This window comes from Mucilaginibacter boryungensis (genome assembly GCF_015221995.1).
Classification (GTDB): domain Bacteria; phylum Bacteroidota; class Bacteroidia; order Sphingobacteriales; family Sphingobacteriaceae; genus Mucilaginibacter; species Mucilaginibacter boryungensis.
Genome location: NZ_JADFFM010000001.1, coordinates 2519933 through 2543613 on the forward strand (window position 1 = coordinate 2519933; position 23681 = coordinate 2543613).

The 23681-nt window shown below is 37.2% G+C and carries 17 protein-coding genes; 12 read left to right on the forward strand and 5 right to left on the reverse strand.

The window, feature by feature from the left end; genetic code table 11:
• Positions 1 to 178: 178 nt before the first annotated feature.
• On the reverse strand, positions 179 to 1108 hold the full coding sequence (locus IRJ18_RS10595) for a glycoside hydrolase family 16 protein (RefSeq protein ID WP_194106149.1): 930 nt from the start codon (positions 1106 to 1108) through the stop codon (positions 179 to 181).
• Positions 1109 to 1465: 357 nt separating this feature from the next.
• On the opposite strand from IRJ18_RS10595, the gene IRJ18_RS10600 reads away from it, so the two are divergent.
• The gene (locus IRJ18_RS10600) at positions 1466 to 2617 is read left to right on the forward strand and encodes an acyltransferase family protein (protein ID WP_194106150.1); all 1152 of its coding nucleotides are present in this window, start codon (positions 1466 to 1468) and stop codon (positions 2615 to 2617) included.
• Between the two features lie 41 nt (positions 2618 to 2658).
• Here the strand turns inward: IRJ18_RS10600 and IRJ18_RS10605 are convergent, their stop codons facing one another.
• A complete protein-coding gene (locus IRJ18_RS10605) occupies positions 2659 to 3765 on the reverse strand; it encodes a right-handed parallel beta-helix repeat-containing protein (RefSeq protein WP_317174070.1) in 1107 nt (368 codons plus the stop codon).
• Between the two features lie 313 nt (positions 3766 to 4078).
• Here IRJ18_RS10605 and gmd point away from each other — a divergent pair, with 313 nt between their 5' ends.
• The 10 genes from gmd (at position 4079) to IRJ18_RS10655 (ending at position 18035) form a co-directional block, all read left to right on the forward strand.
• Positions 4079 to 5194, forward strand: a complete 1116-nt coding sequence (gene gmd, locus IRJ18_RS10610; protein ID WP_194106152.1) for a GDP-mannose 4,6-dehydratase — start codon at positions 4079 to 4081, stop codon at positions 5192 to 5194.
• A 109-nt stretch (positions 5195 to 5303) separates the two neighbouring features.
• Positions 5304 to 7976, forward strand: coding sequence for a non-ribosomal peptide synthetase (locus tag IRJ18_RS10615; protein ID WP_194106153.1), 2673 nt, complete (start codon positions 5304 to 5306; stop codon positions 7974 to 7976).
• A gap of 19 nt (positions 7977 to 7995) precedes the next feature.
• A complete protein-coding gene (locus IRJ18_RS10620) occupies positions 7996 to 8433 on the forward strand; it encodes a GNAT family N-acetyltransferase (protein ID WP_194106154.1) in 438 nt (145 codons plus the stop codon).
• Positions 8434 to 8531: 98 nt separating this feature from the next.
• Positions 8532 to 9350: a polysaccharide biosynthesis/export family protein gene (locus IRJ18_RS10625; RefSeq protein WP_194106155.1), complete on the forward strand. Its 819-nt coding sequence runs from the start codon at positions 8532 to 8534 to the stop codon at positions 9348 to 9350.
• Between the two features lie 27 nt (positions 9351 to 9377).
• The gene (locus IRJ18_RS10630) at positions 9378 to 11723 is read left to right on the forward strand and encodes a GumC family protein (RefSeq protein WP_194106156.1); all 2346 of its coding nucleotides are present in this window, start codon (positions 9378 to 9380) and stop codon (positions 11721 to 11723) included.
• A complete protein-coding gene (locus IRJ18_RS10635; protein ID WP_194106157.1) occupies positions 11689 to 13197 on the forward strand; it encodes a lipopolysaccharide biosynthesis protein in 1509 nt (502 codons plus the stop codon). The genes IRJ18_RS10630 and IRJ18_RS10635 overlap by 35 nt, the downstream gene beginning before the upstream one ends.
• Positions 13198 to 13203: 6 nt before the next feature.
• A complete protein-coding gene (locus IRJ18_RS10640; RefSeq protein WP_194106158.1) occupies positions 13204 to 14457 on the forward strand; it encodes a hypothetical protein in 1254 nt (417 codons plus the stop codon).
• Positions 14458 to 14509: 52 nt separating this feature from the next.
• Entirely contained in the window at positions 14510 to 15820 is a 1311-nt protein-coding gene (locus tag IRJ18_RS10645) for a glycosyltransferase family 4 protein (RefSeq protein ID WP_194106159.1), read from the forward strand.
• 60 nt (positions 15821 to 15880) lie between these two features.
• Complete coding sequence (locus IRJ18_RS10650; protein WP_194106160.1) at positions 15881 to 16765, forward strand: glycosyltransferase family 2 protein; 885 nt, start codon at positions 15881 to 15883, stop codon at positions 16763 to 16765.
• A gap of 49 nt (positions 16766 to 16814) precedes the next feature.
• Positions 16815 to 18035, forward strand: a complete 1221-nt coding sequence (locus IRJ18_RS10655; protein WP_194106161.1) for a glycosyltransferase family 4 protein — start codon at positions 16815 to 16817, stop codon at positions 18033 to 18035.
• A gap of 73 nt (positions 18036 to 18108) precedes the next feature.
• On the opposite strand, the gene IRJ18_RS10660 is transcribed toward IRJ18_RS10655, so the two are convergent.
• The gene (locus IRJ18_RS10660; protein ID WP_194106162.1) at positions 18109 to 19212 is read right to left on the reverse strand and encodes a right-handed parallel beta-helix repeat-containing protein; all 1104 of its coding nucleotides are present in this window, start codon (positions 19210 to 19212) and stop codon (positions 18109 to 18111) included.
• Positions 19213 to 19774: 562 nt separating this feature from the next.
• The gene (locus IRJ18_RS10665; protein WP_194106163.1) at positions 19775 to 21544 is read right to left on the reverse strand and encodes an MBG domain-containing protein; all 1770 of its coding nucleotides are present in this window, start codon (positions 21542 to 21544) and stop codon (positions 19775 to 19777) included.
• Positions 21545 to 21895: 351 nt separating this feature from the next.
• On the opposite strand from IRJ18_RS10665, the gene IRJ18_RS10670 reads away from it, so the two are divergent.
• Positions 21896 to 22243, forward strand: a complete 348-nt coding sequence (locus IRJ18_RS10670) for a helix-turn-helix domain-containing protein (RefSeq protein WP_194106164.1) — start codon at positions 21896 to 21898, stop codon at positions 22241 to 22243.
• A gap of 61 nt (positions 22244 to 22304) precedes the next feature.
• Here the strand turns inward: IRJ18_RS10670 and IRJ18_RS10675 are convergent, their stop codons facing one another.
• Positions 22305 to 23681 (reverse strand): undecaprenyl-phosphate glucose phosphotransferase, encoded by a 1377-nt coding sequence (locus tag IRJ18_RS10675; protein ID WP_194106165.1) that lies wholly within the window; start codon positions 23679 to 23681, stop codon positions 22305 to 22307.

The window sequence follows — 23681 nt, forward strand, 5'->3', positions numbered from 1 at the left end:
ATCAGGTCTGAACCAAAGACGTAACACTTCAGCTTTAGATGTGCATATCGTTATAATGGAAAACCCATCAATCTTAATTATCCAACAAAAAAGCACCAATAATTTATAGATGGTGCTTTTTTGTTAGATAATTACCTTAAGGCCCGTGCTGTATTTCGAATCTTGAATAATTGTGCGTTTATTTAGAAGTAAATACCTTAATATAGCTGACATACATGGTGCCTACCTGGATGTTTGCCGGTACAAAATTATTATAAAACATCCCGCCTACAGGCAAGCTTAAACCAAGAGATTGCTGTTTGTTAAAAAGTTGGGGCACATCACCGGTTTTTGTTTCAACCAATCTGCCATCAATGTAGTATTTAAGCGAGGCCTGGCTCCATTCGGTCATAAAAACATGATAGCAGCTCGAAAGATCTGAGTTAACGGGATTGTATTGCATACCGCCAACTACTGTATTTTGTGAGGGCTGGGTGCCATAAAAATAATTGGTAGAATACTCCCTGGTATCATTTCCCCCAACCTGGAAGAAATTAATTTGTCCATTTGTTGGCCAGTTTGTACCGAAACTATTGAACACTGATGTAAGCCCATAACCCGAAGCCATTTTAACCCTCGCAACTATCATTAGTTTTGGCGTAGCCGTGCTTGCAGAAAACACTTGATTACTGGTTATTGAAGCTGATGTATAGTTAAAGGTTTGCTGCGCAGTACTACCTACCGTTACAGGGCCTGTTACGGTTTCTTTTTTTGCCGATATCTGCAATTCGCCGTTTACAATTTTTGCGTTAGCAGGCTCGTTGCACATTACTTCGTTTGTCACACCGCCGGTAAGCGCATACCAGTTAGACAGATCGCCGCTGAAATGATCGTCGAATGCCTTTGTCCAGCCATGGTTGGTAAGTGTAGTATCGCTAAAATTGTAATCGCAGGTGGTAGTAGCAGTTACGGGGTTTGTTGGTGTAACCGCTGTGCCGCCGGATTGGGCACCCCCTGTTGGTGTTTGATCTGATGGTACGTCAATAACATCCTTTGTTTTTTTGCAGCTGTTGAACGATACCAGCAAGCACCCGGAAATAAAAATGGCAAGAATAGATGATGTTTTCATAGTAGTATAGATTAAAGTTTAACTAATAAATTACATTCAGATAATATCAATTCGACAACGGGAACAACACTTGCTGTTTGGAAATGTTTTTAACCAATAGTTTTTAATATTATTATTTAAGATTATTTATCCATCAAAACGTGAGCCATAAGCTACTATGTTTGAATCATTTAATTAGAAATTTATTTTTCAATGAATCAAAATAGTTGTTTATGTAAATTTTATTGCCTATTAAGAATTTTTTTGTGTGTTTTTGTAGTCACACCCACCACACTATGCTACACTACAGCTAATTATAAATTTATACGCAAACTTTTTTCTGTATAGGTTTGTTTTAATTCAACACATCAGCCAATTATGGAACTTTTTAACGCGAAATCTATTTTAAGGGAAAAACGCTGGGTATGGATCGATAGTGACAAGGGAATTAGTATCATACTAGTCGGCTTTGGGCATTGTTTAGCTATTTTACAAAACCATGGATTAGCATTAAATTCCTATCCCGCCATTACGTATCTCAGTATTTTTTTATATGGCTTCAGGATGCCATTGTTCTTTATCGTATCAGGTATATTCATTTCAGGCGGTTTAAAAAAGAAAGGGCTCAAGGGGTACTCCATCTATCGTGCAGATACCATATTTTACCCTTTACTTATCTGGGGCTTTATCGAGATTAGTTTTTCGTTACTTACATCCCGTTTCACGCATAATGGCACCACTGCTTTTAGTTACCTTAATTTGCTTATCGATGCGCGAAAAACAGGGCATTTTTGGTATTTAAACGCTTTGTTTTTTATTAGCGTGATATATGCTACAATAAGGACAAAACTTAATATAAGCCTCATAAAACAGTTTCTATTAGGTTTAGTGCTTTACGCTATTTCGGCTTATATCCACATTAATGATTTAAATGCTGGTTCGTTAACCGATATTTTTGAATATTATTTATTTTTCTCTATCGGAGATCTGATCTCCAATACGGTACTAAACCCCGAATATGCCAGGCGTTTTGCATCATTTAAAATATTCTTTCCATTGCTGGCCATATTTTTAATGTTACAATACCGGTTTGCATCATACAATATGCACGGTGGCCCCGATGGGATAAACTATGTTGAACACAAAATGCCTTTATTCTTTTTATTAGAGGCCTTGGTAGGCTGTACTATTTCGGTCAACTTTTCTTTTTTGCTTCAAAAGTACAATGCGCTTAAATTTTTACGGGTAATAGGTTTTCACTCGCTATACATTTATTGCATGCAAATTATTATAATGACCATGGCGCGTGTAATATTGGTTAACATTTTAAAAATAAGCAATGTACCCTTTTTGGTTATGGCTATATGGACAAGCGGCATAGCTATCCCCATTATTATTTATAATTTGTGTATGCAGCTTAAAATGTGGTGGCTTTTTACTTTCAAACGGCCTAAAGCAAAGGCGATTGTTGCAACAAGCACACCCGATGTAACTTATGCACCGCTTTTAAATACACCTGCAACTAATTAATTGACAGGAACGACTTATATTGAAGGATGTTAGTATTCCGGTTAGCGTATTGCATCACTTATTAACACCCTGGGTAAAATTGTAAAATCAATTTTTGCATTCCAGTTGTTATCGTTCCAGCCTATTACAGGGTCGCAATTGCCGCTATTCCAGGCAGGGTTTAATTCACCTTTAGCGTTGGTCCAGTTAACTTCGTTCCCATGCACTACAATCATAGCACACGCGCTAATGCTGGTATATTGGTTCCATACAGATATACCAACATTGGTAAAAGTTGCCCGCTTAGCATATATTTTATTATTTAAAATCTGCATATCGGTACCGCCGGCCACACCAATACCATACTGCCCCGGGTTAACCAGCAAATTATTTTCCACTAATTGATGACTGCCGCCCGCATCGCCAAGGGCAATACCCCCACCGGTTTTGCTTGGCCCCCCCCCTCTTATACGGTTATTTTTAACAGTAATGGGACTTGCAGCTGTACCATTACTGCTGTATAAACTTATGGCGTCTTCGGCATAGCTTTCCCCTATTATGTTCTCGCACGCATTATTGGCTATTATACACCCGGGACCATTCACATTATTAAATTGAACAAATTGCCCCCGGGGTAAAGGGCCAAGCATATTTAAAAATTGGTTATTTTCTATAGCTATACCGCCACCATTAGTTTGCTGAACATAAACCCCGGTGCTTACTTTGGTGATATAGTTATGATCAATAATTATGTTCTTACACCGATAAAGATAGATTCCTACAGCCTTTGAATTCAATAGCTTATTACCGGTTATGCGAATGTTACTACAGTTTTTTAGAGTTATGGGAGGGACATTGCCCCCTGTTATTAGCAAACCCCTGATAGTTTTATTATGCACATCAGATAAGGAAATCGCATTTGAAGCGTGGTAATTGTCAATTGCGTTCCTCTTATATATTGTGGTAATTACGCCCTTTCTGCCCTCAGGCTCATTGATATTTTTCGCATTGAGAAGTGTAATTGATAAAATGAGAATGGCGACGATGGATAGTAATATGGTTGACAGATTAATCATATCCGGTTTCATAACTATATAATCAACCCCATACTCTTGAGTGTAATTTTCCTTATTCATGCTATTATATAACCTATAATTAACAATTCCCATTATTTGTACTTAAAACCGGTGTTATATTATTAACAAAAACCGAATTGAGTTGTTGTAGAACTAAACATGGTTCTTTAATACATATGCGCAATCGCCTTATTGTATTTGGGTAAGCACTTGTTAAACAATAATCCATATCATATTAATTTTTAAAGACGTGATGTATTTTAAACCCAACCTATTTATTAACTACAACTTTAAAAAAAAGAATGAATTTTTAAAACAATTACTTAATTATTAAATTAATCTGTAGTAAAACATAATAGCATTATTAATTAACCATAACAACATTTACTTTCAACAAGCTTTACCCATGAAAAAAGTTGCCTTAATTACAGGTATAACCGGTCAGGACGGTTCCTATTTAGCAGAATTTTTATTAAAAAAGGGCTATATAGTACACGGCGTTAAAAGAAGAAGTTCTTTATTCAACACCGACCGCATTGATCATTTATACCAAGATCCGCATGAAGTGGACCGAAACTTTGTTCTGCATTTTGGTGACCTGTCCGACTCTACCAACCTGATCAGGATCATCCAGCAAACACAACCGGATGAGATATATAATTTAGGAGCCATGTCGCATGTTAAGGTAAGTTTCGACACACCGGAATATACCGCAAATGCCGATGGGATTGGTACACTGCGTATATTGGAAGCAGTGCGCATATTAGGCCTTGCGAAAAAGACCAAAGTATACCAGGCTTCAACTTCAGAATTGTATGGCTTGGTACAAGCTGTGCCGCAATCTGAAACTACCCCTTTTTATCCGCGTTCACCTTATGCTGTGGCTAAAATGTATGCTTACTGGATTACAGTGAATTACCGCGAAGCTTATGGCATGTTTGCCTGCAACGGTATCCTTTTTAACCATGAAAGCCCACTGCGTGGAGAGACCTTTGTTACCCGTAAAATTACCCGTGCCGCTGCTAAAATAGCTTTAGGCTTGCAAAACCGCCTATACCTTGGAAACCTTGACGCCAGACGCGATTGGGGACACGCAAAAGATTATGTAGAGGCTATGTGGCTGATACTGCAACAAGAAAAACCCGAAGACTTTGTAATTGCTACCGGCGTTACAACCACAGTACGGGATTTTATAAAATTAGCTTTCGGTGTGCTCGGTATCAGCCTTGAATTTAAAGGTACCGGGGTAGATGAAGTTGGATATGTAACAAGTTGCAGCAATCCCGATTACTTACTGGAGATTGGCAAGCCTGTTGTATCTGTTGATGCAGAATATTTTAGGCCCACCGAGGTTGACCTTTTAATTGGCGACCCTACCAAATGTCAGCAAAAATTGAACTGGACGCCGAAATATGATTTAAAAAGCCTGGTTGAAGAAATGGTAAATGCCGACGTTGAGCTGTTTATGAAAGAAAGGATATTAAAAGAGTCTGGCTACGAGATAAAGAATCAATACGAGTAACCAGAAAATGCATTTATCATAAAGCGAAGCGACGGTTAAAATCTTCCGCCGGAGATAAAACGCTCCAAAAAAGATACATAGGCTATCTCTTATTGTTACTAACTACACTATGAATGATTTTAATAATACCATTGTTCCGTATCCTAAAGAAAAAACCATATTTGGACTTTTTGAAGAACAGGTAGCAAAAAACCCGTCGGCTATTGCTATTGAAAAAGGTCTTAATAAAATAACATATACCGACTTAAACAAATTAGCCAATCGTTTAGCTAATTTATTGGTGACTAAGGGTGTGATGCCTCAGGATAATGTTGGATTGCTGGTTACCCGCGATTTTGACATGATAATTGGCATGATGGCTATTATGAAAGCCGGTGCAGCCTATGTACCTATAGACCCCGAATACCCGGTAGACAGGCAACTATACATCTTTAATCAATCAAAGCTAAAACTGGTCATCGCGAATAACGATTACCCATTAAAAAGTACAATAAGCACGGAATGCTTTCTTAAAATTAATTTTTTAGACCCCGGAGAGTTGAACGAAAGTAACCCACCGGTAAACGTTGCTTCAACCCAGTTAGCTTATACAATTTATACTTCCGGATCAACCGGTAGGCCTAAGGGGGTAATGATTGAGCATCACAGTGTAGTGAACCTGATATTATGGGTAAATACTAAATTTAACGTAGGGCCCCATGACCGGCTATTGTTTATTACTTCCATGTGTTTTGATTTATCGGTTTATGATATTTTTGGAATGCTGGCAGCTGGCGGCACCATAGTAATTGCCGAAAATAAAGAGATACAGGATGTGCGGATGTTGCAGAACCTGATGATTGATTATCAGGTTACTTTTTGGGATTCGGTCCCTACCACTTTAGACTATCTGGTAGCAAATTTAGAACAAGAGCGCCCTGACTATAAACACGAGGGCTTAAAAACCATCTTTTTAAGTGGGGACTGGATACCGATAGATTTGCCAACCCGGACCAAAAAATTTTTCCCGCAAGCGCAGTTTGTAAGCTTAGGTGGCGCTACCGAAGGGACCATTTGGTCAAACTTTTATATTGTTGAGCAGGTGTACCCTGAGTGGCGCAGCATCCCTTACGGTAAGCCTATTTATAATAACTTTTTTTACATACTGGACGAGCAGCTAAAACCTGTACCAACAGGTGAACCAGGTGATTTGTATATAGGTGGTGTAGGCGTGGCGCGCGGTTATGCTAATGATGCAGAAAAAACCAATGCAGCCTTTATTCCCGATCCGTTTAATAGTCAATTGGGGGGTATGATGTACCGCACAGGAGATACCGGCAGGATGATGCCTGACTTTAACATGGAGTTTTTGGGCAGAAAGGACAGCCAGGTAAAAATTAACGGCTTCAGGGTTGAACTGGGCGAAATAGAAAGTGTTTTAAACAAAAGCGAGTTAGTTAGAAGCTGCGTTGTATTAGCAAAAAAAGGCCCTGATGGTAATAAAAGGTTAATTGGGTATGTAGTGCCTAAAGCAACGTTTGAAAAAGAAACTGTAACTGCTTATTTAAAAACCAAACTCCCGGATTATATGATACCTGCCGTATGGGTTGAGATGGATAAAATGCCACTTAATTCAAATGGTAAAATAGACAGAAATGCCTTGCCTGAGTTTACGGACACATTATTGCAGAGAAAACGTTTATTACAGCCTATTACACCCACCGAGAAAATACTGACAAGTATATGGAAGGAATGCATGGGGCTAAACGAAATAAGTATAGATGATAACTTTTTTGCCCTTGGCGGACACTCGCTAATGGCGGTACAAATTTTATCAAAATTGGAAAAAAAACTGGGGCGTAGTTTCCAACTGGCGGTCCTTTTTAAATATCCCAATATCCAGTTACTGGCAAACTTTATTGATAACGATAAAAAAGAAACAACTTATACATGCCTGGTACCCATTAAATCCACCGGAAATAAAACCCCATTATATATTATTCATGGCGAAGGGCTAAATGTGCTGAATTTTAGTAGCCTGGCGGCTGTAATGGATAAAGACCGGCCAATATTTGGTTTACAGGCAGTGGGCTTAAATGGAATTGATGAACCGCTGGATAACTTACCGGATATTGCAAAATTTTATCTCAGCGAAATTATACGCCACAACCCTACCGGGCCATATCTGTTAGCAGGGTATTCTTTTGGAGGTTACGTAGCATTAGAAATACGTAAGCAAATGGCTGCGATGGGCAAGAAAGTAGAAAAACTAATTATGTTCGATACCGACGCCGAAAAGTCGGAATACAAGGATTGGTATTATATTTTGCCAAAAAAAGTTAAAAGGAACGTACCTATCTTATTATCCTTTTTAAAATCATCTATACTCCATCCAATAACAAATTTCAGAAAAAAGTATAAAAACCCCGAACCAGGTTTTCTTTCTAAATATTTTTTAAAGAAAGAAACCAAAAATTTCTATCAGCTTATTAAAAAAATAAAAGATAAGCACTTATATGCTTTCAGGAATTATAAAATGGAACCGTTTGATGGTAAAGTTTATCTGTATAAAGCACAAATATGCGTTCATTATGTTTATGATACTGAATTTTTAGGCTGGAAAAAATATGCACTTGGCGGAGTTGTGCGATATGACGTACCCGGCGATCATTTAACTATGATTACGCCACCAAACGTTGAAGCATTCGCAGCCATACTAAGTGCCAGTTTAGATGAAAAGGAGGAAACAATACAAACTACTGAAATGGCAGATACCACAGCGGGAATTAAGACACTGGTTTAAATGTTAATGTTTTTAGAAAATGATAGCACCCATTACAACAGGAAACCTTGAAGAATGCATACAGGCATTTTTAAAAGCATATAATGGCCCACCCTGGAACTATAGCTGGACGTATGACAGGGCAAAAAAATATCTTTCGGAGTATTTAACCTGCGGTCAATTTGTTGGATTTGTTTTATATGACGAAGGGCAGATTACAGGAGCAACTTTTGGCCATATTAAAACCTGGTGGACCAACGATCAATTAATGATTGATGAGTTTTTTATCTCGGGCGAAAAGCAGGGAAAGGGCTATGGGAAAAAGTTACTTGCCTATTGCGACCAATATGCATCGGAAAATCAAATTGGATCGATCGTGTTAATGACCAACCGCTATATGCCTGCCTATGGATTTTATAACAAAATTGGATATACGGCCACAGAACAGTATGTTTTTATGTTTAAACAAGTTTTATGAAACAGCTTAATTAAAATCACACATAACACGTTGACAATAAAACTATTTATTGTCTAACTGGTTATCCTTACCGTCATAACTACACTAACTAAAATGCGATGAAAAATACTATTATTCAAACAACATTACTGGCGTTTTCTCTGATCCTATCATCATGTAGTTTTTTTAGAGATAAAGGTGTATTTAAAGATAGCGGATATCAAAATGTATCCTATTTCCAAAACGCCGATCATTCGGGTTATTTTGAAGAAAAAATAAATAATTATGCGCCTTTTAAAATACAAAGTGGCGACATTTTAGGCATAAATGTAAACAGTGTTAACCAGGAAGCAGCTTCGGTTTTTAATACCAGCACCAACCGTGTTAACGGTGCAAGCCCGGATGCCATTAATCCTGTTTATGGTTTTAAAGTAGATGTTAATGGCAACGTGCAATTGCCACTGGTAGGTGATATGAAAGTAGCCGGGATGACAACTGATGAGGTAGCAAAAAAACTAACCAGTAATTTATTGCCATACCTTAAAAATCCGATAGTTAATATCCGCGTTCTGAATTTCAAGGTCTCTGTTTTTGGCGATGTATTGAGGCCCAATGTATACAATATTCAGAATGAACGGATAAATATTAATGAAGTGATAAGCCTGGCCGGCGATTTAAATATTACCGCAAACAGAAAAAATATTTTGCTGGTGCGCGAAGAGGATGGCAAGCGGATGTATTATACGATTGATTTAACTAAAAAAGACCTGTTTGATTCACCATATTATTACTTACATAACAATGATGTGATATATGTGGATCCGGATAAAACTAAATATGATACGGTTAGTCGCAGTTATAAACGTACTACAATAACCCTTTCAGCCTTGTCAATTGCTGCTGTAGTGCTCTCGGCTATGTTTATATATTATCGTTAGGTTCTTAATTCATAATGCATTTATATCATGATTAGTCGATCAACTGTTAATAATAAATCTTATCAAACCACGGGTAGCGAAGATGCTATTAATTTAAGGGCATTATTAGTAAAATATGCGGACTATTGGCAATTATTCCTCGTCTCGTTCATTATTGCTTTAATAGGCGTAATAATTTATAAAAAATATGTGCAGCCCTCATACGATATTGTGGCGACCCTTGAAATTCAGGATATAAGCGATAAATCTCCCGCGGAAAAAACCTCATTGGTCGATTTCCAGCAACTGGACCAGGTTAACGCCCCGCGCGTAGTAGAAAACGAAATGGAGATATTAAGATCGAACCAGATTATAAAGCAGGTAGTGGATTATTTTCAGTTGTGGGCTGATTATAAGTTAAAAGGCGGCATGATAAAAGATCCGGATTTATATGGTAATAGCCCAATTAAAATGAATTTGCTAAACCATACCACCCCTATCCTACCGCGAAAACTCCAATTTCAGCTTGTTGATGCAAATACTTACGCCCTTATAGATGATGATAGCAATTCGGGCAAACATCACTTTGGTGAAATGATAACCGATAAGATAGGCTCATGGACAATTACAGCAAACAACAATCTTAAAAAATATATTGGCAGCGTTATTGAAATTAAGGTAAATGATCCCGATTTGACTGTATTAAACTATCAAAGTGCATTAAAAGTGGAAGCGGAACAAAAACCAGCTACTGTAATTAATATTTCCATTACTGATAAAAACATAAAACGAGGTCAGGACTTCATTAACTATCTCATTTATTTTTATAAACAGAATGAAGTTGCCGAAAAAAATAAGATCGCTAAAAGTACGCTCCAATTTATTGATGACAGGCTGGATTCGCTTTCTGGTCAACTAAATCATGCGGAGAATAAAATTGAGGGGTACCGTAGTCAAAATGAGTTGACTGATGTAAACGCCCAATCGCAAATGTATTTGCAACAGATACAAGCCAACGGTGAAAAACTAAATGATATCGGTATTCAGTTAAGCATTATCAACAAGTTGGATGAATATTTAAACCAATCATCAAACAATAATAGCAGTGTCCCATCAACCTTGGGAATTACAGATCAACACCTGGTTGAATTGGTACAAAAACTATCAGATGTACAACTGGAAAAAAACAGACTACTTGCTACACTGCCTGAAAAAAACCCGGCATTTGATCCATTGAACAGCCAGATTTCCGCGCTTAAAACTGCAATTAAAGACAATATAAAAAGCATTAAATCCTCTTTACTTACCACACAAAATTCATTACAGGGCTTTAAATCAACTGTTCAGTCATCCATAAAAAATGTTCCGGTGCAAGAGCATCAACTGGCCGGTATGGGTCGCCAGCAATCAAATAAAGAAACATTATATAAATATTTATTACAGCAGCGCGAACAAATAGCATTAACGTATGCCTCATCTACATCAAATGTACGTTTGGTAGATGCTGCACATATACTTCCTTTAAAAGCATCAAAAAAATATATCCCATTTGGCGCCGCCTTTTTATTTGCCCTAATCTTCCCCGTGGGATTCATATATGGAAAAGATGTGGTAAAAAACGCGGTTAACAACCGTAAAGAAATTGAACGCCACACCGGTATACCTGTGCTATCAGAATTCAGTTATGTGAATTTAACCTCGCCAATTGTTTTCAACGAAAAAACCAATAAAGACAGCTTTATATTAATAGAACAGTTTAGGCATTTACGCTCGCGGTTAACCTTACTTCAGCCTGAAAGTGCATCAGGCACTGCAACCTTAATAACTTCAAGTGTTGCAAATGAAGGAAAAAGCTTTATTAGTAGTAACCTGGCTATTTCTTTGGCCAATGCGTCCAAAAAAACCGTTCTGTTAGAGGTTGATATCTATAAGCCGAATATTAGTAAAACATTTGGTTTAACCACATCGCCAGGTTTAACAAACTATCTTAAAGGAAAAGTTAGTTTACAAAAAATAATACAAAAATGCGATCAGTATCCTAATCTTTCAATTATTTCAAGTGGCGACTTTATTGATGATTTTTCTGAGCTATTAGACCAAGAACAATTTCAAATGCTTGTAGAAGAATTAAAAGCGGAATATGACTATGTATTGTTTGATACTCCGCCTGTGCATTCAATAAGTGATGCCCTTTCACTGGCCAGGTATTGCGATAATACCCTGTACGTGGTACGTTACGATCAAACTTCCAGATCATTACTGCCATTTATTCAAAAGCTGCATACTGAGGAGTTGCTCCCTAAAATGAATATCATATTTAACGGTTTAGCCGGGGGACGTGACAGCGAAGGATTACGCTATGAAAACTACTATAAAAACAGTCAGGTTTATTGATTTTATGGCGATTTCTGTTCAACAAATAGGGCGCGCGGGTGTTAGTACAAAGCATAACGATATTAAATTACAAAAGGTGATAAAATTATTAAAGGGATATATTAATTCGTTATCTGGGGGCAAGGAACGAACAACGGCGGTTAACTTTAATATAATTGTCTCGTTCGTTTTAAGGGCATTAAGCATAATTGTATCATTTCTTACTATTTCTTTTTCTCTCAAGCTACTTGATACTAATAAATACGGTATTTGGCTTGCAATTTCGTCAACCGTAAGTTGGATAAGTATACTGGATATTGGATTAGCTAACGGGTTAAGGAATAAGGTGGCTGAATATCTGGCCGTCAAAAATTATAAAGAAGCAAAAATTGCGGTGTCATCCACCTATGCAATCTTATTTATGATAGTGGTCCCTATCCTACTTTTGTTTGGTGTTTTTTTAAAATACGCCCATTGGAATTCCATATTCAATACCAAACTTGACGAAAGGGAGTTGTTACTAACCATTGCCGCAGTATTTATAGGGCTGTTAATGCAATTTTTTTTAAAGCCCATAGCTTCCATTCTTCAAGGCGACCAAAAAATTTATAAATCCAACCTTATTCAGCTACTGTGTAATTTTATTCCGTTAGTGCCTATAATTTTTTTCAGTAAGTATTTACACGGCTCCATGTTCGCGCTTGCTATAGCACAAACCGTATTACCTGTAGTTGTGTTAATTGCTGCTACAGTTATATTATTCAGAACTGATTATAAACATATCCGGCCATCGCTGAAACAAGTAAACCTGGCAAAAAGTAAGTCGTTGTTTGGCCTTAGTTTGGCATTTTTTATAGTGCAAATAGCCTGGGTTTTTCTTTACTCAACATCAGAATTGATTATCACCCATGAGTTTGGCGGTTCGGATGTCACCTTATATAATCTTTTATACAAGTATTTTTCAACCACAGGGATAATACTTAACATCATACTTACTTCTTACTGGAGCGCCTTTACTAACGCTTTCGCCTTATTCGATTTTGCGTGGATAAAAGCCAGTATAAGAAGCTTGGTTAAAATAGCCAGTATTTTTTTAGCGATCACACTATTGCAGTTAGTATTAGTTGTACCGGTGTTTAAAATATGGGTCGGTAATAAAGTACATGTACCATTTATATTAAGTTGTGTAATGGCCATTTATTTCTGCGTCAATTTGTACACTACACTTTATTCAATAGTATTAAACGGTACCGGGAAGGTTAAAATGCAGGCTATCGTTTCATTGATCACCGCTTTATTACATGTGCCGGTGGTATTGGTGTTCATCCGGTACTTTCACTGGGGGCTTAATTCGTTGGTATATGCCAGTATCCTATGGACGGTTATACAAGTTTTGATATGGAAAAAAGAAATAAACTCGGCTTTAAAGAAAATAAATAAAACGCCTAAGGAGAAAATTGTCGTAGAACCCGAATTGGTTTTTGACACAAAATAAGTAAGCATGTATTATTTCATAACTTTACTTTTTGTTATTCTTTCGGCCAAAGCATCGTTTTTTGACCTTACCAACGCTTGTTGGGTTGCTATTGATTTGATCATTTTGTGGGTAGGGTTTAAAAAAGAAAGGTTTAATAAAAGTGATTTTGAATTATTTGGAAAGTTCTCGTTAATATATATCGCCTTTTGTACGCTACGGTCGTTTTTTTTCATTCATTTACCCGCCAGTTTTTATATTAACGACATTGTGTTTTTGTTTAAATACATCTTCACAAGTTTCCTTTTTTGCGCGGTATTAAAAGATAAGGCAGTACCCTATTTAATAAAAGTGATCTTTCAGCTCGCAATCCTTTCTCTACCATTATATTGTTTACAACTGGTGGCCGGTGACGAACTGTATGCTTTTGGAAAAGCATTAAGCCTACCACATACGCATTTTAACGGGTATGTCAATTTTCTGGTTTTTACATATGTAAAGCAGCATCATATCCGCAATGCGGGTTTCTCGTGGGAGCCCGGTGCATTTGGGTTCTTTTTGAATTTGAGCCTTTTATTACAACTAGTAACCAACAATTTCAATTTTGATAAACGCGCCAAATGGATAATGCTTGCTATACTTACCACACTTTCCACAACCACTTACGTAGCGTTCGCTTTCATTATATTGTTATATTATAGAGGCAGAGGCGCTAAACTTATAACCGTGTTGTTTTTTGTAGGCCCCATACTTTGTGTTTTAGCGGCAATGGTACCTTTTCTGCTGGATAAAATAGTAATGATTTACCATAAGGATATGGATGATATGAAAAACATTCAAACCCTTAGCGATTGGTACGTTCAACACGGCGAAAGTATGCCTTTAAATAGGTTTGCCAGCAGTTTATACCTTATTCAATTATTTGGTTATAATTTAATTTGGGGGGTTTCTAACATCTATAACCGGGTTGTCCCGATCCTTAAGCACATAAATCTTTCTAACGGCATCTTTGTATTAATGGCACAGTTTGGCGGCATAGGGCTAATTTATATAATGCGCAAATGCTACCTGTTTTTTAAACAACACACACACAGTATAGAACTTAGCATCTATGGGCTAACTGTTATTCTTATTTGCGGTTTCGGGGAATGCATTTTTGTAACCTCAATTATACTTTGCTTTTTGTTTTTATATCACTATACCATACCAAATGTTACAGAGAGTGAAAACGCGTTTAGCAATGATAGGTTAACAAGTACACAATTGGCTTTAGTTGATTAGATGGATATATATGGTGGGTAATATAACCACACCTTAACTTAAGATAATTATTATGAAAGTATTATGGTTCTCTTTGTCTGCCGGCTTAAGCGATGCCTATTTAAACAATAACTACGAAGGCATCGGCTGGATAAAATCCCTGGAAAAAAACATACAGGATAAGATAGATCTTTCTATAGCTTTTTATCATAATAAAGAAATACCGCCTTTTAAACTTGGCGCTACAACCTATTATCCGATCAAAAAGTATAAACATGGCAATCTAACTAAAATGAAAAGACGTTTGTTTAATAGTATTGAAAGCCAATATGATAATCAATTATTCTTAAATGTAGTTAAGGAAGCCAAGCCGGACCTTATCCATATCCATGGTACAGAAAGTCCGTTTGGCCTTGTACAAAAGTATACTAATATCCCTACAGTAGTTTCCATACAGGGCACCATCACGGTTTATCGGTATAAATTCTTTTCTAAAATATCCTGGTTTGATGTACTGAAACACTCGGATTTAAAGAGTTTTATTTTTTCAAGGACATTTATACATGTGTATAAGCAGTTTGCTAAAATTGCCGCCAGGGAACAGGAAATATATAAGCATTCTAAACACTTTATCGGCCGCACAGCCTGGGACAGAAGGGTAACAAAGGTGTTAGCCCCTTCTGCAAGGTATTACCACAACGATGAGATTTTGCGAAGCGGCTTTTATACTAACAAATGGGTTTTTAAACCTGCTGCTAAACTTCAATTATTTACTACCATATGGGGAAATGTATACAAAGGATTAGAAACATTATTGGACTGCGCGCGCTTGCTTGACGAAATTAATATTGATTATGAATGGCAGTTAGCCGGCATCGGGCGAAATGATGAAGTTGTCAGGATAGCATCAAAAGGCAATAAACAGCCCGTATCACCCAATGTTAAGTTTTTAAGCATGATCAATGAAGCATCCTTGATTGAAGGTTTATTGGAATCGCACATGTATATAGCTACCTCGCATATTGAAAACAGTCCAAATAGCTTATGCGAAGCTTTGATTTTAGGGGTGCCCTGTATTGCTACCAATGCAGGTGGCACCGGCAGCCTGATGGATGACAACAAAGAAGGTATTTTAATACAGGATGGTGACCCGTATGCTATGGCTGGTGCAATTATGGAATTGAAAGATAATTATAAAAAGGCCATTGCGTATGGTAAACAGGCACGAGAGCGCGCCTTACTTAGACACGATCAGGAAAAAATAACCAGTGACCTCTTATCAATTTATGCTACTATTTTAAATGGACAAAGCAAGCCTTTATTTTTTACCTCTACAGATGCTAAGCTGCAAGAAACTGATGAAACTATAATGGCTAACAATTAACGATTATAAATGAACTTTTATTACTAATTGCTGTACTGAGAATATAAGATACTAAAACCTATGAAAATCGCCGCCTTAAGCTGCTCATACAACAGAATCAAAACAACGAGCAGGTTTTTAGAAAGTATTGTTAAACAGGAAATGCCTGAGGGCTATACATTGGATGTATACCTGTTAGATGATAACTCGCCTGACGGTACGGCCGACTATGTTCAATCCCACTTTCCATCAGTTATTGTTGAGAGAGGTTCGGGGTCGCTGTTCTGGGCTGGTGGCATGCGTACATTATGGAAACGGGTAATGGTAAAAAAAGAATATGATTTTTATTTATTACTTAACGACGATGTTGTACTAAAAGAGAATGCTATTAAAGAGTTGTTAGCCGCACATACACAGTCAGATCATGAAGGGAACATTATAATGGGAACAGTATTGGACAGTTCATATAAATACATAACTTATGGTGGCTTAAAACTTACCAATAAAATAACCGGAAAAGCTTTATTTCTGCGACCAGACGAAACCAAACTGCAAGCCTGCGAAATTGGCAACGCCAATATTATGCTGGTTGATAAAGCCACTGTAAAAAAAATCGGCATCTTATCCGAACGATACACACACGGGATAGCCGATTATGATTATACACTAACCGGTGTAAAAAATGGTGTTAAAGCATGGGTAGCCCCCGGCTACTATGGCCATTGCGATAACGACCATATGATGACTTGGTTACCCCATGGTACACCTTTAAAAAAGCGCGTAGAGTACTTATATAGCCCAAAAGGCTTAGGTTATAAGCAGTATTTACGGTATACATGGGTGCATTTTCCATTATCGCTACCAATAATTTTTGTAAAGCTTTGGGTTAAAACTTTGTTCCCTGTTTTGTACGACAAATACAAAAAGGATGATCTTTTATATAAAGAACAATATTTAAACAATTAACTGACACCTCAGTATATACTTCAAATGAAATTATCTTAATTATCAGTAAATGAAAATTTTAATTGTTCATAACGATCTGCGTGTGTATTGGAAGCGCAGGCTGATATATTTAAGAAAATTTCTAGATGCTAAGGGGATTGATCTGTATGCCGTTGAGCTTTTTGGTAAGGGATCGCCTTATGATTTCGATCTATATAGTAAAAAAGAAGCGTGGTGGGATTGCCTTTTCCCGGACAAGAGCAATGACCAGCTTACCAAATATCAAATTAAAGACCGAATATTTTCAAAACTAAATGAACTGCAGCCGGACATAGTAATTGCCGGATCGATTGTTTTTTATGCCGGGGCTCTATCCTTACAGTGGGCAAAAGCTAATAAGAAAAAGTTTATAATGTTTGACGATGCGAAGGTTTCGGATGTAAAAAGAAACTTCTTAGTGCAAACTATAAAGAATTTAATCACCCGCCAGATCGATGCCTTGTGGCTGCCATCAAAAAACTATGAAGAAGGGTATGCGGGGATACTGAACAAAAATAAGATCCATTTCTTTTACGGATACGATTGTATTGACAATGATCAATTTAAATTTAAAGGCGAAAGGGTATTTAATAAACAAACCATTGTTTGTGTAGCCCGGCTGGTCCCTATAAAAAACATCGAAAACTTATTAAAAGCCTGGCGCGCTGTAGAAGAAATTAATAGCAATTACAGGTTAATTATTATTGGCGATGGCCCGCTGGCTCAAGACTTGAAAGATATCAAGGAATCACTTCAACATAAAACAGTAGACTTTGTAGGCGCCATAGAAAACGAAAAAGTGCTTGAATATTTACATAAATCCGATGCGCTGGTTTTACCAAGCTTCGCCGAAAGCTGGGGTTTGGTAGTGAACGAAGCCATGGCGGCAGGCTTGCCGGTATTATTAAGCAATAAAGTTAATGCCGCTAATACATTATTAAAAGAAGGCGTCAATGGATATAGCTTCCATCCGTCAAACGTTGTAGAGATGCAACAAAAAATCCTCAGTTTTATCGGGTTGTCGGAGTCTGCCAAAAAAGAAATGTCGGATAATTCGTTAAAAATAATCGGCACAATGGACTTCGAAAATATGGGGCAACAACTAATTAGTACATTAAATAAACTTGCCCTACAGCCATACAATCGGCCTGGTTTGCTTGCGAGGCTAATAATTAACCTATGGTATGGCAGATATAATACTGCCGGTTGGGATAAAAAAGAAGATTGGAATGACAAACGTTTATTTAGGTAATCGCTTAAAAAACAAACAGCCGCTAAATTTAGCTGCTGTTTGTTTTAAAGATCAATATATCAAGACCAAATATTTATTTCATAGTTATGATAGTTGCAGGCAATATAGCCGCGGTTAAATTGCTGGATGCCCAGGTATTATTTTGCCAGCCATTTATTGTGCCGCAATTACCACCATCCCAATTTGAGTTTTGGTACCCTCCTGCTGCTGTGAAGTTTACTTCGTTGCCGCTAATGCTTACAATTGAACATCCGCTGGTTGAAGCATATTGATTCCATGCAAAAGTACCAACATTTGTGAAAGACGCCTGGGCTGCATATATTTTATTATTTAAAATTGACATTACTGCACCTGCTGCAATGGCAATTCCATATTGGCCCGGGTTAACCAAAATGTTATCAGAAGCAGTTTGGTAGCTACCACCGCCATCGCCTAAAGCAATACCGCCGCCACTTTTGCTTGGGCCACCACCGCGAATCCAGTTGTATGCTACTGTAATAGGGCTATCGGCAGTACCATTACTTTGGAAAAGATTGATGGCATCTTCAGGAACACTTTGTCCCATAATGTTCTCGCACTTGTTATTCATAATTTTATTACCCGCACCGTAACAGGCATTTAACTGAACAAACTGTCCGCGCGGCATAGGGCCCATCATGTTTAACATTTGGTTGTTGGCTACATAAACGCCCGTGCTTGTTGATGCGTAAACGCCACTCGCAACCTGGTTAAAATAGCAGTAATCTATAGTTATGTTGCTGCATTTGTATAAGTATACACCAACTGCATCTACGGTTGTACCATTAACAAAACGTGATAGTGTTATATGCACGTTAGTACAATTGTTTAAAGTTATAGCTGGTACAGCACCGGCAGTAATTGAAACACCGCTAATAGTTATATTACTAACACCTGTATAAGTGATAGGACTGGATTCTTTATAGGTAACCGGAGTAGTAGTTGTTGTAGCTGATTCAGTAGTAGTTGTTGTTGTGGTGGTGGCTGGTGGAGTATTTTTAGGGGATTTGCTAATTGCGTTCTCTTCTGCGGTTGTTTGCGTTTCAGGTGTAACTGAGTCTTTTTTGCATGATGAGATTAACAATGCGAAAGTAACAATGAAAAATAACGAGCATACCATGCCCAATTTTTCCGCTCCGAGAAAGTTTTTTAACTTCATTTTAACAGATTTAATTTAATAGTTTAATTATTGTACATTAATTAGGAAACTTTGTACATTTTTAAAGACGATGAAAAAACCATTTTATTGTATAGTTAAATAAATTTCTGAAAAAAATAAATCTTTTAAGTGTATTTCCTTCAGGTTATTTTAATTATTTATAGGTTTTTAAACCGTTCTGGTGACGAAAATAGAAATAATTTCTAAATATTAACTAAAAAATTAAAAAATTAAAAAAAAAGTTTTTTCCAGTATTTTGGCACACGCAGAATTGGCACGGTTTTTATATAGAGAAGCGCTTATTTCTGTACACCTATGCCAATATGGATTTTCAATTATCGCAAAGGTTAATTTTTTTCTTTTATACAAATAAAGGGTAAAAGATTACGCGTAGTGAGGAACGTGCGGCAAAGGACATTGCGGCGTTACTGGTGCAGATTTAAAAAAAATAAATTATTTGAAGAAAGCCCAAGTCTATCGAATGATAGTGATATAACCTGAAAAGTGCTGGTTGACAGTTTTAATTCTAAATAGAAAAAATGACTAAAGAGAGATCCAAGGTCTATCTGATAATAGTGATATAACCTGCTAAATGCTTGTTAATATTTTTCAGATCGATTACATAGTAATATACGCCCGCGGGAAGAGCGCCTCCCTGGAAGGTGCCATCCCAGGGCGTGCCATAATCATTCGCATAAAAAACACTTTGCCCGAACCGATTATACACGCTAACCGTACAGTGATGATATGAATCTAAAAATTGTATATGCCAGGTATCGTTTATACCATCACCATTAGGGGTAAAAGCATTGGGTATAGCATAGGCTTCTACAATCAGCAATGTCCCCGGCACATAAGTAATCGTATAATCAGGACTGAGAGCACCGGTGGCTGTTATTGGATAACTACCAGGAGGAGAGATATCGGTAGCGGGGGTAGTTATAATAGGTTTAATAGTTAATTGCGCCGGGCTATCACCGTTTACCAGTCCGCTGTAGCTGGCCGTTAATACCGGATTAGGTTCGCCGTATTGCTTAATTTTATCATCGGCTATAATGGTAAGCGGTGCAGGTGTTACTAATATATTACCTGGTTCATAAGTAATTTTGTAGTTAAAAGGGTTAAACGTACCGCCTGTAGCATTAGCCACAGTAACACAGCTACGGCAATTACCTACGTGCGCGTCTGCCGCCCCTGCCGTCCCATAACCAACTAATACACTACCTATAGTTTCACCATTTTGTAAGCCGCTGGAAGTAAAAGCCGTATATCCTGGCCCGCCTTGCAATACAGTGCCATAAACCTTAGTCACATCGTCAGCATAAATACTTAGTGCCGCCGGGACTACGGTAAGCTTTCCGGGTACATAGGTAATAATATAGTTATGGCTTGTAAAACTACCTCCCGTTGCTGCAGCTATGGTAACACAATCAATATATGCTCCTGCTACATCCGCTGCGGCCGCCCCGGTGCCGTAACCAATAGTTACAGTACCTACTGTTTCACCGTTCTGTAACCCGGCGGTTGTAAAGGCTTTAGAACCAGGCCCACCAGTAATTGTAGTACCGTAAACTTTTGATACATCATCTGCTATAACAACCAGCGGCGCCGGGTTCACAATAATGTTAGCTCCTACATAAGTAATATTATAATTATTAGCCGAAAAAGTACCTCCGGTGGCACTTCCTATGGCTACACATGAAGTGTAAGTACCAACCGGATCTGTTGCTTGCGCGCCGGTACCGTAGGCTATTGTTACACTACCAATTGTTTCACCATTTTGCAAACCCGTTACTGTAAATGCTTGCGAACCTGCCCCACCGGTTAAGGTTGTGCCATACATTTTATTAGCATTGTTTGCGGTAACCGTTAACGGAGCTTTGTTAATTGTTGAATTTGTTGTAGCAACGTTTACATTTGCAGCACCTGAACTTGATAATACAATATTCCCCCCATAGTTCCCCGATGAGGCAGTAGCCATCAAACGAATATAAATAATGGTGTTGGGAATATTACCGGCCGAACCAATAGTTAACGTGGAGTAGAATGTTGAATTGTTTACACTTACCTCATACCCCATAGGTGGAGTAACAAGTATTCCTGCTGTCATATTTGTTCCGGATACGGTAAAATTTGCTGCCGTTGATGCAGTGCCGTAAGTGGTACTTAAATAACCAGGAGTACCACTTTCATTAATAACAGGCGTAGCATAACTACTTTTAAAATTGGCATCTTTATATATAATCCCTTTAACAACGCAAGCTTCACTTTTATTAAAAGATATAACGAAACCAATTAGTATAATAATGAGATAAAATAAACGTTTTGTCATATGCATGCTTACAGAGCATAAGAAACAACATACATAGCATAAAAAAGTTTATTTAATTAGTTGTGATATAAACCTGCAGTTATAGAAATAGCTACAATAACGATATTAAACCTTACCAAAGGAAAACTTCTTTATCTTATCAATACAAATAATGCAAAATATAAATGTGTCAAAAGCACCAATTACGTTTAATTTTTAACCTTAATTAATTTAATAAACTTTAGGTTACTTATAATTTTTTTTTAATATTTATATTTGAAATTATTCTAAATTTGATGCAATAATTTTTATAACTTTAATTGTAATTAATAATATTAACAGGTGCATTCTCTGGATGAATGCAGGTCAACAATGTTTGAAATTGGTAAAAAGATAAAAGCACTTCGCCAACAAAGGGGTTGGTCTCAAAGTGATATTGCTGAATTATTAAGCATTTCAGTACCGGCTTTTTCTAAAATAGAGTCGGATATTACGGACTTAAATATTTCAAGGCTAAGGCAAATTGCCGAGGTATTTAATGTATCTGTGGTTGATTTAATTTCCGACCAAACTGAACCAAGCCAAACCTTATTGGATGAGCTGCAGGAAGCTAAAAATACTATCGCTGCCCAAACTTTAAAAATAAGCCATTTGCAGGAATATATAATTACCCTTTACGAACAATTACACAAACACACACAGGATGTAATTAGCGGTTAATTATTCCCGTGTGCGTTGTGCAACATCACTCAATTAATTGTTTTTATCTTCCTTACTATAACTAATAAGCATTTTTATCGCCTTTAAATGTGGTTGAAAGCGTTTGAAGTACTATTTGCATATCCAACCAGAAATTCCAGTTCTCGATATACCAAAGGTCATGTTCAACTCTTTTTATCAGTTGTTCATCAACCTTAATTTCGCCGCGGTAACCATTTACCTGGGCCCAACCTGTAAGACCTGGTTTTATAGAATGACGCAGCATGTAGCTACCATGTAAGCGAGAGTAATCCTCGGTATGTTTTAACATATGCGGCCTTGACCCTACTACCGACATATCGCCGGCAAGAACATTAAAAAACTGAGGTAATTCATCGAGATTGGTACGCCTTAAAAATTTACCTATGCGTGTATACCTTGCATCGTTTTGTGTAACCTGCATAGTATCCGCTGCATCGTTAACTTTCAAACTTCTAAATTTCAAGCATAAAAACGGACGATTATTTTTCCCGGTACGGAATTGCTTAAAGAATATTGGCCCCTCAGATTCCATTTTTATCAATATCGCTATTATTGGTATAAGCCATGACAGGATAAACACAATTACAAGCGAACTGAATATAACATCGAATATCCTTTTCTGAACCTGGCCTGAAATTTCAGCCAGTGGCTCTGGTTTGAGCGAAACTATAGGCAGGCTATCATCAAATTCAAAACTGTATTTATATTTATCGTTGTTACGGAACTGCGGAACAAATTTGAATTTGATAAAATTGTTCTGTGCTTCGTCTGCCAGTTCATAAAGTTCAGGCATATAATCAGGCGATATAACTGAGTATATTTCTGCAATATTGTTGTTTTTGGCATAGCTAAGGCAATCGCTTATAGCACCCAGGTATGCATAATTATTAGCGATGTTTGGCGTATCGTTAAAAAAGCCTTTTATCTCATAAAAAATTTGTTTTTTCTCCAACTGTTCAACTAAGGCAATAGCTTGCTTGACATCGCCTATAATAACAACCCTTTTACGGAAAACGCCTGTCCTGTCTATAAACTTAACTATGCCAACCATGCCTATCCTGCTTGCGATTAGGAATACTCCAAACCATACTACGTCATATAGGATAAAGTTTACTGTATCTGCTAAAAAATTCAAGTCAAAAAACAGCCATGTAATAAGTCCAAAAAAGATGTAAGTAATTGTTGTTTGCTTAAGCAAGTCGTATACCCTGTAAATCCTATCATATTTATATATCCCGGCAACGTGAGAGCATATAAGCCATGCCATATTGTTAAATACAATTAACAATGTATAAAAATGCGCCTGGCTATTTACTATATTACCAATGTTTGTTATTAATAGAAAATGAATAATATTAAAAACAAGCAGATCGGGGAATAAAAAGGAAAGTTTAGCAGAGTTGTGTTTCGGTTTCAT

Coding starts and splice junctions, on each gene's coding strand:
- IRJ18_RS10595 (WP_194106149.1), bottom strand. CDS start 1,108: ATGAAAACATCATCTATTCTTGCCATTTTTATTTCCGGGTGCTTGCTG.
- IRJ18_RS10600 (WP_194106150.1), top strand. CDS start 1,466: ATGGAACTTTTTAACGCGAAATCTATTTTAAGGGAAAAACGCTGGGTA.
- IRJ18_RS10605 (WP_317174070.1), bottom strand. CDS start 3,765: ATGGGAATTGTTAATTATAGGTTATATAATAGCATGAATAAGGAAAAT.
- gmd (WP_194106152.1), top strand. CDS start 4,079: ATGAAAAAAGTTGCCTTAATTACAGGTATAACCGGTCAGGACGGTTCC.
- IRJ18_RS10615 (WP_194106153.1), top strand. CDS start 5,304: ATGAATGATTTTAATAATACCATTGTTCCGTATCCTAAAGAAAAAACC.
- IRJ18_RS10620 (WP_194106154.1), top strand. CDS start 7,996: ATGATAGCACCCATTACAACAGGAAACCTTGAAGAATGCATACAGGCA.
- IRJ18_RS10625 (WP_194106155.1), top strand. CDS start 8,532: ATGAAAAATACTATTATTCAAACAACATTACTGGCGTTTTCTCTGATC.
- IRJ18_RS10630 (WP_194106156.1), top strand. CDS start 9,378: ATGATTAGTCGATCAACTGTTAATAATAAATCTTATCAAACCACGGGT.
- IRJ18_RS10635 (WP_194106157.1), top strand. CDS start 11,689: ATGAAAACTACTATAAAAACAGTCAGGTTTATTGATTTTATGGCGATT.
- IRJ18_RS10640 (WP_194106158.1), top strand. CDS start 13,204: ATGTATTATTTCATAACTTTACTTTTTGTTATTCTTTCGGCCAAAGCA.
- IRJ18_RS10645 (WP_194106159.1), top strand. CDS start 14,510: ATGAAAGTATTATGGTTCTCTTTGTCTGCCGGCTTAAGCGATGCCTAT.
- IRJ18_RS10650 (WP_194106160.1), top strand. CDS start 15,881: ATGAAAATCGCCGCCTTAAGCTGCTCATACAACAGAATCAAAACAACG.
- IRJ18_RS10655 (WP_194106161.1), top strand. CDS start 16,815: ATGAAAATTTTAATTGTTCATAACGATCTGCGTGTGTATTGGAAGCGC.
- IRJ18_RS10660 (WP_194106162.1), bottom strand. CDS start 19,212: ATGAAGTTAAAAAACTTTCTCGGAGCGGAAAAATTGGGCATGGTATGC.
- IRJ18_RS10665 (WP_194106163.1), bottom strand. CDS start 21,544: ATGACAAAACGTTTATTTTATCTCATTATTATACTAATTGGTTTCGTT.
- IRJ18_RS10670 (WP_194106164.1), top strand. CDS start 21,896: ATGTTTGAAATTGGTAAAAAGATAAAAGCACTTCGCCAACAAAGGGGT.
- IRJ18_RS10675 (WP_194106165.1), bottom strand. CDS start 23,681: ATGAAACCGAAACACAACTCTGCTAAACTTTCCTTTTTATTCCCCGAT.